This is a genomic window from Nocardioides sp. NPDC004968, assembly GCF_040608935.1.
Taxonomy (GTDB): domain Bacteria; phylum Actinomycetota; class Actinomycetes; order Propionibacteriales; family Nocardioidaceae; genus Nocardioides.
Map to the genome: position 1 here is coordinate 53,304 of NZ_JBEXJF010000021.1, position 14,100 is coordinate 67,403.

Sequence of the window (14,100 nt, forward strand, 5' to 3'; positions counted from 1 at the left end):
AGGTTTGCTCGCGCAGGTATGCCAGGGCACCGGGATCGACCCGTTTATCACCCAATGTCGGCATCTCCGGGCCCGATTTCTGCTCCCGACCCGCTTCGGCTGACAGAACGGAGGGGCATTCGTAGACCGTTCACAAACAGGGAGATGTGATGGCGGACGTACAGCGCACGATCGAAGGCTTCATCCTGGACAGCCTGCTGTTGGGTGATGAGACCCGGTTGCCCGGGCCGTCGGAGTCGCTGGTCGAGTCGGGCGTGATCGATTCGACCGGGATCCTGGAGCTCATCGAGTTCCTCGAGGCGGAGTTCGAGATCTCCGTGGACGAGGCCGAGACCGTGCCCGAGAACCTCGACGGGGTCGCCAATCTGGTGGCGTACGTCGGCCGGAAGACAGCGGCCCAGGATCGAGAGAGCCTTGCTAGTTGACGGAGCCCAGGTGACAGGCGACTTCGAGGTCGACCTGGCCAAGATGTACGCGATCGTCCTCGACGGTCCGCGTACGTCTCGCCTGTCCAGGCTGCGGTTCTGGCTCTTCGACTACGAGCTGCACTGCGTCGCCTGCTATCGCTTCGGACGCTGGGCGACCCGGCTGCGCACCCGCAACCGTCTGCTCGGTGTGCTCGCGCTGGGGGTCTACTGGTTCTGGAACCGGCGCAACATCCGCGTCCACCACGCCGACATCTTCCGGCGCGCCGACATCGGGCCCGGGCTGCTGCTCATGCACCGCTCGGGGATCATCGTCGGCCCGGCCGTGGTCGGCAGCAACTGCGTCCTCCACCAGAACGTCACCATCGGCCAGCGCATCGCCGACGGCGACCAGGGCCTGCCCACGATCGGCGACGACGTCTGGATCGGTCCCGGCGCGGTGATCACGGGCGCGATCACGGTCGGCGACGGCTGCACGATCTCCGCCGGCACGGTGCTGTCGAAGGACGTCCCGCCCCACAGCCTCGTCTGCGGCAACCCCGGCCGGGTCATCGCCAAGGACTACGACAACAGCAACATGATCAACTTCGTCGTCCCCAGCGGGGAGCGACCATCATGATCGCGAGCGTCGTGGTGCCGGCGCACAACGAGGCCAAGGGGCTGTCGGAGAACCTGACGGCCCTGCTCGACGGCATCCCCGAGGGGGCCGTCGAGGTGGTGGTCGTCTGCAACGGCTGCACCGACGACACCGCCGCCGTGGCCCGGAAGGTCCCGGGCGTACGCGTCCTGGAGATCGCCGAGGCCTCCAAGGCGCGCGCGGTCGAGGTCGGCAACGCCGCTGCGATCACCTATCCGAGACTTCACCTGGATGCCGACGTACGCCTCACCGGCGCCGACCTGCTCCGGCTGGTCGACGCGCTCGAGGAGGACGGGGTGCTGGCCGTCGCGCCCGGGCGGAGCATCCCGACCGAGCACTCCTCCTGGCCGGTCCGCGCCTACTACCGGGTGTGGCAGGCGCTTCCAGCAGTACGCAGCGGCCTGTTCGGCCGCGGGGCCTTCTGCCTCACCGCCGAGGGCCAGGCCCGGATCGCCGCCGCTACCGGTCCGGGGGCGAGTCTGATGAACGATGACCTGGTCGCCTCGGAGCTGTTCACGCCAGCCGAGCGCCGCGTCGTCACCGACGCGACCGTGGTCGTGAGGCCGCCGCGTACGGTGAAAGACCTGGTCAGACGCAGGATCCGCGTCGCGACCGGCAACGCTCAAGCCGACGCCCATGGTGCTCGGCACGGATCCACCTCGTTCTCGGATCTCCTCACGCTCGGGCTGCGTCAACCTGCGATCGGACTTCGGGTTCCGGTCTTCATGACAGTCACCCTCGTCGCCCGGATGCTCTCCCGCAGAGCGGTCCGGACCGGCGACTACACCACCTGGTTGCGCGACGAGAGTTCGCGAGCCTGATCCGAGAAGGAGCACGACTGTGAAGCTGCGAACGGGACTGGCCGCGTTGCTCGGAGTTGTTCTTGTCACACCTGTCATATCGCTCGTCACTGCGTCCAGCGCGAGTGCCGACCCATGTGGGCCGGAGGGCAATGCGATCGCGTGTGAGAACAGCAAACCAGGGAGTCCCGCGAGCGAATGGGGCATCACCGGCGCCGGCGACAGCTCGATCCAGGGGTTCGCGACCGACATCAGCGTCGACGTCGGCAACCGGATCGACTTCAAGGTCGACACCGATGCCTCGGCGTACACGGTCACCATCTACCGGATGGGCTACTACGGCGGTGACGGCGCCCGCCGGATCACCTCGGTGACCCCGTCGGCGAACCTGCCGCAGAACCAGCCCAACTGCTATCGCGACACCACCACCGAGATCACCGACTGCGGCAACTGGGCGGTCTCGGCCTCCTGGAACGTGCCGGCGACCGCGGTCTCGGGCGTCTACGTCGCCAAGCTGGACCGCGGCGACACCGACGAGTCGAGCCACATCACCTTCATCGTCCGTGACGACGACAGCCACTCCGACGTCGTCTTCCAGACCTCCGACACCACCTGGCAGGCGTACAACAACTACGGCGGTTCCAGCTTCTACACCGGCGGCGGGAACGGCCGGGCCTACAAGCTCAGCTACAACCGTCCGTTCTCGACCCGCTCCGGCGGGACATCCCACGACTTCTTCTTCGCCAACGAGTACCCGCTGGTGCGGTTCCTCGAGCGCAACGGCTACGACGTCAGCTACATCGCCGGGATCGACACCGACCGTCGCGGCGGACTGCTCACCAACCACGAGACCTTCCTCAGCGTCGGGCACGACGAATACTGGAGCGGGCAGCAGCGGGCCAACGTCGAGGCCGCCCGGGATGCGGGCGTCAACCTGCAGTTCCTCAGCGGCAACGAGGTCTACTGGAGGACCCGCTACGAGGCCTCGAAGGACGGCACCAACACGCCCTACCGGACCCTGGTCACCTACAAGGAGTCCTGGGCGCAGGCCAAGCTCGACCCCGCCCCGGAGTCGACCGGCACCTGGCGCGACCCGCGCTACACGCCGAAGTCCCAGGGCGGCGGCAAGCCGGAGAACTCCCTGACCGGCACCATCTTCATGTCCAACCTGACCGACCTGCCGGTGACGGTGAAGAAGTCCCAGGGCGGGCTACGGCTGTGGCGAAACACCGGCCTGTCCGGGATGACCGCCGACCAGACCGAGCTGGCGCCACACACGGTCGGCTATGAGTCCGACGAGGACCAGGACAACGGGTTCCGACCACCCGGCCTGATCCGAATGTCGGAGACGACCGGGTTCATCGACAACCAGTACATGACCGACTTCGGCCGGACCACGGGCGACGGCACCACGACCCATGCCCTCACGCTGTACCGGGCCGCCAGCGGCGCGCTCGTCTTCGGCGCGGGATCGGTGCAATGGACCTGGGGCCTCGACTCCGAGCACGACAACCCGTACCACGACGAGACCGCCGACCGCCGGATGCAACAGGCGCAGGTGAACCTGCTGGCCGACATGGACGCCCAGCCGACGACGCTGATGAGCGGCCTGGTCGCGGCGACCAAGACCACCGACACGACCGGTCCGTCGGTCGCCATCACGTCGCCGGCTGCCGGCTCGACACAGCCCAACGGCACCAAGGTGACGCTCACCGGCACAGCGACCGACACGGGCGGTGGCGTGGTCGCCGGAGTCGAGTACTCCCTCGACGACGGCACCTCCTGGCACCCGGCGACCGGGACGACCGCCTGGTCGGTGACGTACGTCCAGCCCGGGGTCGGCAGCACCCCGGTGCGGGTCCGCGCCGTGGACGACAGCGCCAACATCGGCACCGCCGTCAACCGGAGCTTCAACGTGACCTGCCCGTGCAGCATCCTCGGACAGCGGGAGGTGCCGACGACCTGGAACGCCGTCACCAGCCCGGCGACACCGTCGGCCAACGACGGCGGCGCCGCCGAGCTCGGCCTGCGCTTCACCCCGCAGGCCGACGGGTACGTCGCGGGCGTCCGCTTCTTCAAGGGCGCCGGCAACACCGGCACCCACGTGGGCTCCCTGTGGAGCAGCAGCGGAGAGCGACTGGCCCAGGTCACCTTCACCAACGAGTCGAGCGGCGGCTGGCAGTCGGCGACGTTCAGCCAGCCGGTCGCGGTCGCCGCGGGGGCGAGGTACACCGTCTCCTACACGGCTCCGGCCGGGCACTATGCGGTGGCGCCGTGGGCGTTCGCTGCACAGGGGTTCGAGGCGTACCCGTTCGAGGTCGAGGGTGGCTACGGGGCCGCTCCGGCAGGGGTCTACGCGGGTGCCGGGCAGTTCCCGGCGAGCTCGTACCAGAACCCCAACTACTTCGTGGACGTGCTGTTCACGACCACGGACAACTCGCCGCTGACCGCCACCAACCAGTGGCCGCTGGCCGACTCCTCCTCGGTGCCGCGCAACACGACGGTGAGCGCCAGGTTCACCAAGCCGGTGGTCGCTTCGTCGGTCGGGCTGCGCCTGACCGACTCGCTCGGCAACGTGGTGGCCGGGTCGACCGCCTACGACTCGACGACCAGGACGGTGACCTTCACCCCGTCGGCCAACCTCGCCGGGTTCGTCACCTACACCGCCACGCTCTCGGGGCAGGACAGCGGTGGGACGGCGATCTCGACCGGGAAGACGTGGTCGTTCCGTACGGCCAAGCCGCCGGCTGCGGCAGGGGTCTGCCCGTGCTCGATCTATGACGAGGACGCCACTCCGACGGTCCTCCAGGACCCGGAGAACGCGCAGCTGACGCTGGGCGTCAGGTTCCGCGCGGACGTCGCCGGCACGGTCACCGGGGTCAAGTTCTACAAGGGCGTCAACAACGCCGCTCCGCACACCGGCACTCTGTGGTCGGCCAACGGGGCGGTGCTCGCCCAGGGCACCTTCACCGGCGAGTCGACCAGTGGCTGGCAGACGCTGACCTTCACCGAGCCGGTGCAGATCCAGGCGAACACCGACTACGTCGCCTCCTACCGCACCAACGGCTACTACTCGGCCACCCCGAACGCCTTCGCCTCGGCCAATCTGTCGAAGCCGCCGCTGCGGGTGACCTCGACGGCAGGGGCGTACGCCTATGGCACGGGCTTCCCTGCGGGGACCTCGCCCTCGAGCTACATGGTCGACGTCGTCTTCGAGAAGGGCGCACCGTCGCTGACGATGACCTCGCGCAGCCCGGTTCCCGGGGCGGTCGAGGTGCCGCGCTCGACCAACGTGGTGGCGTCGTTCTCCTCGGCGATCAGCTCCGGCTACTCGGTGTCGGCGACCTCGGGCGGCCAGCCCATCCCGGGGACGACCACGCTCGGCAACTCCGGGACGACGCTCACCTTCGACCCGACGTCCTCGCTGCCCGCATCCGCGGACGTGACGGTCACGATCAGTGGGGTCACCTCGACCGAGGGGGCGAGTCTGCCCACGCAGACCTGGACATTCCGAACCAGATCCGCGGAGACACCAGCGAGCCAGACGCTCTTCGGTGACGTGGTGCCCGCGGTCGAGGCACAGGACGACAGCTCTCCGGTCGAGGTCGGGACGCTGTTCAGTCCCACCCGAGACGGCCGGGTGACGGCGATCCGGTTCTACAAGGGAGCCGGCAACGGCGGCACCCACGTCGGGTCGCTGTGGACCTCGACCGGCCAGCGGCTCGCCCAGGTGACCTTCACCGGTGAGACCGCCTCCGGCTGGCAGCAGGCCACGCTGTCCAGTCCGGTGGACGTGCAGGCAGGGGTGTCGTACATGGTCTCCTACCTGGCTCCGCAGGGGCACTACGCGACCACGTCGCAGTTCTTCGCGACCGCCTACTCCTCGGGTGACCTGACCGCTCCGGCGGGCACCAACGGTCGCTATCTCTACGGTGCCGCGGGTGGGTTCCCGCAGTACTCGTTCGGGTCGACGAACTACTTCGCAGACGTCGTCTTCGAACGGGCGGGCCCGACCATCTCGGTCACCGAGCGGGTTCCGGACCCGGGCACGACCGAGGTGGCGACCTCGGTGAACCCGTCGATCACGTTCTCGACAGGGATCGCGACCGGCTGGAACATGTCGGTCATGGCCAACGGGTCCTCGGTGGCGGGTTCGGCCGCGCTGAGCACCGACGGACGTACGCTGCGCTTCACCCCGTCGGCGGCGCTGCCGTCCGGGGCGACGGTGTCGGTGACGGTCTCGGGGGTGGTCTCGACCGAGGGGGCGAACCTGCCCACGCAGACGTGGTCGTTCACGACGGTCCCGGCCGTCGTGACGGAGGTGTCGCTGTTCACCGGGGTGACTCCGCAGACCGCGTCGACGCTCGACATCCTGCCGATCGAGGTCGGCACCGCGTTCTCGACGTCGGTGGCCGGATCGGTGACGGCGATCCGGTTCTACAAGGGCACCGGCAACACCGGCACCCATGTCGGCTCGCTGTGGAACTCGGCCGGCACCCGGATCGCCCAGGTGACCTTCACCAACGAGACCGCGACCGGCTGGCAGACCGCCACGTTGCCGACACCGGTCGCGCTCACGCCGGGGGCGACGTACGTCGTGTCCTACTACGCGCCGAACGGGCGCTACTCCTCGACGCCCGCCGCCCTCACCCAGTCTCGGACGGTCGGCCCACTGACGGCCCCGGGCGGAGCCAACGGCAGGTATCGGTACGGGGCCGGAGGGGGGCTCCCGAACCGATCCTGGAACTCCACGAACTACTTCGTGGACGTGAGGTTCCGCCCGGCGTCCCCCTAGGCCGGCTGAGCGGTCCCTAATTGGGGGGATAGGTGGGGCGAGGCTCTTCGGAGTCTCGCCCCACGCGGATTTCATGGTCGACATGACTGATGGGGATCCGCTCGGCGTGGCAGTGGTCGGGGCCGGTTACTGGGGACCGAACCTGGTCCGCAACTTCCGCAACGCACGGGACTGGTCGCTGGTCGCGGTGGTCGACCTGGACCTCGCGCGGGCCCAGGAGGTGATCGGCGGCGGCACGGACGTGCTGGCCACGACCGACCTCGACGAGGTGCTCGCGCGCGAGGACGTGGACGCGGTCGCGATCGCGACGCCCGCGGGCACGCATCGGCAGCTCGTCGAGCGGGCGCTGCGGGCCGGGAAGCACGTGCTCGTCGAGAAGCCGCTGGCCGACGACGTGGGGTCCGGGCGGAGCATGGTCGAGGCCGCGCGTGCCAACGATCTCGTGCTGATGGCCGACCACACCTACTGCTACACGCCGGTCGTGCAGAAGATCCGCGAGCTGATCGAGGACGGGTCGCTCGGCGAGATCCTGTTCGTCGACTCGGTACGGATCAACCTCGGGCTGGTGCAGCCCGACGTCGACGTCTTCTGGGACCTGGCCCCGCACGACCTCTCCATCCTCGACTTCATCCTGCCCGGCGGGCTACGCCCCACCGGGGTCGCCGCGCACGGCGCCGACCCCCTCAGGGCCGGCAAGTCCTGCGTCGGCTACCTGACCCTGCCGCTGGAGGGCGGGGCGATGGCCCACGTCCACGTCAACTGGCTCAGCCCCACCAAGATCAGGCAGATGGTGATCGGCGGGAGCCGGCGTACGTTGGTCTGGGACGACCTCAACCCGCAACAGCGGCTCAGCGTCTTCGACCGCGGCGTCGACCTGGTCCAGCAGAGCGTGGACATCGCCGACCGTGCCGCCGCGACCATCTCCTACCGGCTGGGCGACACCTGGGCGCCCGCGCTGCCCGAGTACGAGGCGCTCGGGCGGATGGTCGGCGAGTTCGCCGAGGCGATCCGGCAAGGTCGTACGCCGCGCACCGACGGGGCCGCCGGGCTCCGTGTCCTCTCCGTCCTGGAGGCGGCCCAGACCAGCCTCCGAGCCCGTGGCGCCCTCGTCGAGGTGGCCGCCGAGACACCAACCCTGGAGCTGATCCGATGACCTCTCCCGACCTCACGAAACTGAATGGCGCGAACGTCCTGGTCACCGGAGGTGCGGGCACGATCGCCTCCACCATCGTGGACCAGCTCCTCGACGCGGGGGCCGCGCACGTGGACGTGCTCGACAGCCTGATCCGGGGCCGCAAGGCCAACCTCGACGACGCCCTCGCCACCGGTCGCGTACGGCTGGTGGAGGGCGACATCCGTGACCGGGACCTGGTCGGTGACCTCACCGCAGGCAAGGACCTGGTCTTCCACCAGGCCGCCATCCGGATCACGCTGTGCGCCGAGGAGCCGCGGCTGGCCAACGAGGTGCTCGTCGACGGCACCTTCAACGTGGTCGAGGCCGCCGTGCAGGCACGGGTGGACAAGCTGATCTACGCCTCCTCGGCCTCGGTCTTCGGGCTCGCCGAGGAGTTCCCGACGCCGGAGGGGCACCACCACAACAACAACGACACCCTCTACGGGGCTGCGAAGTCCTATAACGAGGGCTTGGTGCGGTCCTTCCGGGCGATGCACGGGCTCGACTACGTCGGGCTGCGCTACTTCAACGTCTACGGACCCCGGATGGACGTCCACGGCGCCTACACCGAGGTGCTGGTGCGGTGGATGGAGCGGATCGCTGACGGCAAGCCGCCGCTGATCTTCGGCGACGGGCGCCAGACGATGGACTTCGTCTGCGTCCCCGACATCGCCCGGGCCAACATCCTCGCGGCCGCGTCCGATGTGAACGAGGGCGTCTACAACATCGCCTCCGGCACCGAGACCTCGCTGCTGGAGCTGGCCGAGGCGCTGTTGCGGGCCATGGACTCCCCGCTCGGCGTCGAGCACGGTCCGGAGCGCGCGGTCAACGGGGTCACCCGCCGGCTCGCCTCCATCTCCGCGGCCCGCGAGGACCTGGGCTGGTCCCCGACGATCGGGCTCGAGGAGGGGCTGCGACAGCTCGTCGAGTGGTGGGCGCCGCTGCGCTCCGAGATCGCCGCGGGGCGTGCCCTGAGCGGGGGTATGTCGTGAGCCGCGTCAACGTCATGCAGCCCTGGCTGGGCGAGGAGGAAGTCGAGGCGGTCGCCGAGGTGCTTCGCTCCGGCTGGGTCGCCCAGGGGCCGCGCGTGGCTGAGTTCGAGCGCCGCTTCGCCGCCTCGCAGCATGCTGCTCACGCGGTCGCCACCTCGAGCTGCACCACGGCGCTCCACCTGGCGCTGGTCGTGGCGGGAGTGAGCCCCGGGGACGACGTCGTCGTCCCGTCCTTCTCGTTCATCGCGACCGCCAACGCCGCGGTCTACGTCGGCGCCCGGCCGGTCTTCGCGGACGTGTCACCGGTCACCGGGAACCTCACCGCCGAGACGGTCCGGGAGGCCCTCACGCCGCGGACGACCGCGGTGATCGTGGTCGACCAGGGCGGGGTGCCGGTCGACCTGGACGCGATCCGGGAGGTCTGCGACCCGCTCGACATCATGGTCATCGAGGACGCCGCCTGCGGTGCCGGGTCGACCTACCGAGGCCGCCCCGTGGGCGCGGGAGCGGAGATCGCTGCCTGGTCCTTCCACCCGCGCAAGATCCTCACCACCGGCGAGGGCGGGATGCTCACCGCCTCGCGCGCTGACCTGGCCGAGCGGGCGCGCAGGCTGCGCGAGCACGCGATGAGCGTCTCCGCCGCCGACCGGCACGCCAGCCTGGTCTCGCCACCGGAGTCCTACGACGAGGTCGGCTTCAACTTCCGGATGACCGACCTGCAGGCCGCGGTCGGGCTGGTGCAGCTGTCGCGGTTGCCGGAGGTGGTCACCCGGCGCCGCGAGCTGGCCGCGGTCTACGCGAAGTCGGTCGCCGAGATCGGCGGGCTGCGGGCCGTGGCCGACCCGGCCTGGGGCACCTCCAACTTCCAGTCGTTCTGGATCGAGGTGGGATACCCCTATGGGCTGGACCGCGAGGGGCTGCTGAGCGCCCTGGCCGAGGCCGGGATCTCCGCGCGACGCGGGATCATGGCGTCGCACCGGCAGCCTGCGTACGCCTCGCCATCGCTCAGCCTGCCGGCCACCGAGCACCTCACCGACAACACGCTCATCCTGCCGCTCTTCCACCAGATCTCGGACTCGGAGCAGGCGCGGGTCATCGACGTACTCCGGCAGGGGGGAGCACGTCGATGACCACGCTCGTTCTCGTGGCGGCCAGTGGGCTCGCAGGGGAGGTCGCGGCGGCGGCGGAGTACGACGAGATCGTCGCCGTCGACGACGACCGCGAGTGCTGGGGCCAGATGATCGGCTCGGTCGACGGGACCGGCGGAGTCAAGGTCATCGGGCCCGTCGAGGTCGCCACCGACTGCGGTGACGACCTGGTCATCTGCGCCGGGGCCGGGTCGACGCGCCGACGCCTCTACAACCGGCTGATCGGCTACGGGGTGGCGCCGGAGCGCTACGCGACCATCGTCCATCCCAACGCCTCGGTGCCGGCCGGCTGCGAGCTCGGTGTCGGGACCGTGCTGCTCGCCGGGGTCGTGCTGACCGCCGGCGTACGCGTCGGGCGCCATGTCGTCGCGATGCCAAATGCGGTCCTCACCCACGACGACATCGTCGGCGACTACGCGACCATCTGCGCTGGGGTGACCCTCGGCGGCGAGGTCGTGATCGGTGAAGCCGCCTACCTCGGGATGAGCTCCTCGGTGCGTCAGCGCACCACCGTCGGAGCCGACTCCGTCCTCGGCATGGGAGCGGTCCTGCTCAACGACCTGCCCGCCGGGGAGACCTGGGCCGGAGTGCCCGCCCGCCGTCTCAATTCACGTCAGGAGCTGATCTGGTGAAGGTGCCGTTCGTCGACCTCGGGTCGCAGCAGTCGGAGATAGATGACGAGGTACGCCTCGGGCTGGACCGCGTCTTCGAGCGCACCGGCTTCGTGGGCGGGCCGGAGGTGACCTCGTTCGAGAACGCGTACGCGGCCTTCGTCGGTGCCGACCACTGCGTCGGCGTCGGCAACGGGACCGACGCCCTCGAGCTCGCGATGCGGGCCGTCGGAGTGCGGCCCGGTGGCGAGGTGATCGTGCCCGCCAACACCTTCATCGCGACCGCCGAGGCGGCCAGCCGGATCGGGGCGGTGCCGGTGCCCGTGGACGTCGACGAGTCGCACCTGTTGATCGACCCGGCCGCGGTCGAGCGTTCGCTTACGCCGCGTACGCAGGCGATCGTGCCGGTGCACCTGTTCGGGCAGACCGCGTTCGTGGAGCAGCTGCTGCCGCTCGCTTCCGCGGCGGGCATTCCGGTGATCGAGGACGCCGCGCAGTCGCAGGGCGCTCGCCGGAACGGTCGCTCTGGCGGCTCGCTCGCGACTGTCGCGGCGACCAGCTTCTACCCCGGCAAGAACCTCGGCGCGGCCGGCGACGCCGGCGCGGTGACGACCTCCGACCCGGAGATCGCGCGAATGGTACGGCTGCTCGCGGCCCACGGCTCGGAGACGAAGTACGTCCACGAGGTCGTCGGGATGAACTCCCGCCTGGACACGATCCAAGCCGTCGTTCTGTCTGCGAAGCTGGCGCGGCTGGAGAAGTGGAACGAGCTGCGCCGGCAGGCCGCCGACCGCTACCACGCTCTGCTCGACGGCGTGCCCGGCGTTCGGCTGCCTTCGTCCGCGCCGGGAAACGTCGACGTCTGGCATCTCTATGTCGTTCGGGTCGGTGACCGTGACCGGGTGCTCGCGGCCCTGCTGGAGGCTGGGATCGGCACCGGGATCCACTATCCGTTCCCGGTGCATCTGACTGCTGCGTACGCCTCGCTGGGGTTCGGCGAGGGCTCCTTCCCGGTCGCGGAGCGGGCGGCGGGCGAGATCTTGTCGCTGCCGATGTTCCCGCATCTGAGCCCGGAGCAGCAGGAGTACGTCGCCGAGGTGCTCACCGCGGCGGTGAGGCATGGGTGAGGTGCGTACACCGGTCTCGATCGTCTGCGTCTACAACGACCCGGCGGTGCTGGAGTCGTGCCTGGCGGCCTCCGTCAAGGCCGGTCCGGGCGCATCGCCGCAGACCGAGGTGATCCCCGTCGACAACGTCTCGAATGCGTACGCGAGCGCCGGTGCGGCTCTCAACCACGGCGCCCGGATGGCACGCAACGAGGTCGTCGTCTTCGTCCACCAGGACGTCTATCTGCACTCGCTGCCTGCGCTGGAGGCCGCCGCCGCGACCCTCCTCGCCGACCCGGCGATCGGCGTCCTGGGTGCGGTCGGGGTCGACCACCGCGGCGAGGTCATCGGCGCGGTGCGTGACCGGGTCGTCCCGCTCGGCCGCTCCACCTCGGTCCCGGTCGACGTCGACTCGCTCGACGAGGTGCTCTTCATGGTCACCCGCTCGCAGGCGCTGCGCGAGCCGCTCTCGGAGTCGCCCGACCTGGCCTGGCACGCGTACGCCGTGGAGTACTGCCTCCGCATGCGCGCCTCCGGCCGCCGCGCCGCCGCCGTCGACGTCCCGCTGACCCACAACAGCATGACCACCAACCTCGCCCGCCTCGACGTCGCGCATCGCAGCGTCGGCCACACCTACGCGAGCCTGGTGCCCGTGCGCACCACGTGCGGGATCGTGGCCGGCGAGCACGGTGCCGGGACCACGTCCTGGCCCGTCCGGCGCGCCCGGGGCGCGCGTACGTTCTGGGGCGAGTCCGTCCGTGCTCGCCGGGTGACGCGCTCGCTGCGCGGGGTCCCGCAGGACCGGGACCATGCTCGTGGGCGCGCTCGCCAGGTGGTGCTCGCCGACATCCGGCTGCTCGTCGACGACGTCGCCCGGCTCGCCGGCAGCTCCTCGATCCGCGTCATCGACCCCTCCCGCGACGGCACCGTCGGCGAGGCCGAGGGACTCGAGCGCAACGGTCTCGCCTTCTCCGCCGCCACCCTCCGCTGGCCCGGTGTCGTCGCCGCCGTCGCCGCCACCACCCCCGACCAGCTCCTCCTCGTCTCCGGCCTACGGCCCGAGGAGATCGCCCCCCTCGCCGCCACCGCCACCGGCCCCTACGTCGTCGGTCTCGCCCGCGACACCGGCCTCTGGCTCCTCCTCGGCGCCGACCCGGCCGCTCTCGCGCCGCTGTGGAGTCGTCCGCGCAACCGGCCGTTCTTTGTGGGGTGAGGGGGCGCAGGGATACCCGGTTAACCGGGTATCCCTGCACTTCTCAGGCAATGCAATGCCAGAGAAGTGCAGGAAATGCCAGAGAAGTCAGCCGAAATCAGCCGTGCGCAGGGCAATGCGCGGAAACATGCGCGACTGAAAATGTCGGTGGCAGTCGGCAGGATGCAGAGCATGACACTCTCATTCGACGATTCTCGACTCACTCCGATCGCCCTTCGCAAGGAGCTGCTCGACAACGGGCACAGCGACAGGTCCCTGGCGCAGGCACTACGTACGGGCGCGCTCGCGAGGCCACGGCGCGGCGCCTACGTGGATGGGAGTCTCTGGGACGGGCTTTCGGAGGAGGATCGGTACGCGGTCCGCTGCCGTGCGGCGTACCGGCAGTCGAAGACCGACGTGGTCCTATCCCACGTCTCGGCCGTTCCCTTACGTGATGGGCCGCTGTGGGGTCTGGATCTCGCAGAGGTGCACCTGAGTCGTCCAGACCATCGCACCGGCCGGCGCGAGGCTGGCGTACGTCAACACAGCGGGAAGCTTCTCGACGCGGATGTCGTGACGGAGAACGGGCTTCTGCTGACCTCGCCGGAGCGAACGGCCGTGGAGGTGACGACCGTGGCTCCCATGGTCGCGGCTCTTGGCGTCGTCAACGATCTCCTACATCGGAAGATCACGACCCTCGAGCGTGTGAAGGCACGCTATGAGCTCTCGATGGAGCAGTGGCCGAACTCGCTTTCGACCCAGGCCGTGCTGCGGCTTGCTGACCCACGCATCGAGTCCCTCGCTGAGTCGTTGTTCGTCGGGGTTGCGTGGCTGCAGAGCCTGCCGATGCCGATCCCGCAATACGAGGTGACGGACTCTGAGGGGAAGACTCGGCGCCTCGACTTCGCGCTTCCAGAGTTCGGCGTCTGGTTCGAGATCGACGGCAAGGTCAAGTACGAGCGGCCCTATCGGGTGGGGGAGACAGCGACTGACGTGGTTCTCCGCGAGAAGCGCCGCCAAGAGCGGATTGCCGAGGCGACCGGATGGCGGTGCATGCGGATCTCGTGGGCCGATCTGCAGGATCCCGTACGCCTGGCCGCTCGGATCCGCGCATTCCTCGAGTCTGCCATGACCGCGCAGGTGCCGAGGAGCGCCTGAGGGGAGTCTCCGCCGCCCGCGCTGAGCGGCGCCGGCAGTCACCGCAGCCACACGTGTCACAG

At 69.8% G+C, this 14,100-nt stretch carries 11 protein-coding genes; all 11 read left to right on the top strand.

What is annotated here, in order from left to right; genetic code table 11:
* The first annotated feature begins 149 nt into the window (after nt 1-149).
* Entirely contained in the window at nt 150-425 is a 276-nt protein-coding gene (locus tag ABZU72_RS18800) for an acyl carrier protein (protein ID WP_355020352.1), read from the top strand.
* A 10-nt stretch (nt 426-435) separates the two neighbouring features.
* Nucleotides 436-1,044, top strand: a complete 609-nt coding sequence (locus ABZU72_RS18805) for a serine acetyltransferase (RefSeq protein WP_355020353.1) — start codon at nt 436-438, stop codon at nt 1,042-1,044.
* Nucleotides 1,041-1,883 (top strand): glycosyltransferase, encoded by an 843-nt coding sequence (locus tag ABZU72_RS18810; RefSeq protein ID WP_355020354.1) that lies wholly within the window; start codon nt 1,041-1,043, stop codon nt 1,881-1,883. Before ABZU72_RS18805 ends, ABZU72_RS18810 begins: the two co-directional genes overlap by 4 nt.
* Nucleotides 1,884-1,902: 19 nt before the next feature.
* A complete protein-coding gene (locus ABZU72_RS18815) occupies nt 1,903-6,657 on the top strand; it encodes a DUF4082 domain-containing protein (protein ID WP_355020355.1) in 4,755 nt (1,584 codons plus the stop codon).
* An 82-nt stretch (nt 6,658-6,739) separates the two neighbouring features.
* On the top strand, nt 6,740-7,810 hold the full coding sequence (locus tag ABZU72_RS18820; protein ID WP_355020356.1) for a Gfo/Idh/MocA family oxidoreductase: 1,071 nt from the start codon (nt 6,740-6,742) through the stop codon (nt 7,808-7,810).
* The gene (locus tag ABZU72_RS18825) at nt 7,807-8,823 is read left to right on the top strand and encodes an NAD-dependent epimerase/dehydratase family protein (protein WP_355020357.1); all 1,017 of its coding nucleotides are present in this window, start codon (nt 7,807-7,809) and stop codon (nt 8,821-8,823) included. The genes ABZU72_RS18820 and ABZU72_RS18825 overlap by 4 nt, the downstream gene beginning before the upstream one ends.
* On the top strand, nt 8,820-9,953 hold the full coding sequence (locus ABZU72_RS18830) for a DegT/DnrJ/EryC1/StrS family aminotransferase (RefSeq protein WP_355020358.1): 1,134 nt from the start codon (nt 8,820-8,822) through the stop codon (nt 9,951-9,953). The genes ABZU72_RS18825 and ABZU72_RS18830 overlap by 4 nt, the downstream gene beginning before the upstream one ends.
* Nucleotides 9,950-10,603, top strand: coding sequence for an acetyltransferase (locus ABZU72_RS18835; protein ID WP_355020359.1), 654 nt, complete (start codon nt 9,950-9,952; stop codon nt 10,601-10,603). Before ABZU72_RS18830 ends, ABZU72_RS18835 begins: the two co-directional genes overlap by 4 nt.
* The gene (locus tag ABZU72_RS18840; protein ID WP_355020360.1) at nt 10,600-11,709 is read left to right on the top strand and encodes a DegT/DnrJ/EryC1/StrS family aminotransferase; all 1,110 of its coding nucleotides are present in this window, start codon (nt 10,600-10,602) and stop codon (nt 11,707-11,709) included. The genes ABZU72_RS18835 and ABZU72_RS18840 overlap by 4 nt, the downstream gene beginning before the upstream one ends.
* The gene (locus ABZU72_RS18845; RefSeq protein ID WP_355020361.1) at nt 11,702-12,901 is read left to right on the top strand and encodes a glycosyltransferase; all 1,200 of its coding nucleotides are present in this window, start codon (nt 11,702-11,704) and stop codon (nt 12,899-12,901) included. Before ABZU72_RS18840 ends, ABZU72_RS18845 begins: the two co-directional genes overlap by 8 nt.
* A 75-nt stretch (nt 12,902-12,976) precedes the next feature.
* Nucleotides 12,977-14,038, top strand: coding sequence for a hypothetical protein (locus tag ABZU72_RS18850; protein ID WP_355020362.1), 1,062 nt, complete (start codon nt 12,977-12,979; stop codon nt 14,036-14,038).
* The last annotated feature ends 62 nt before the right edge of the window (nt 14,039-14,100 follow it).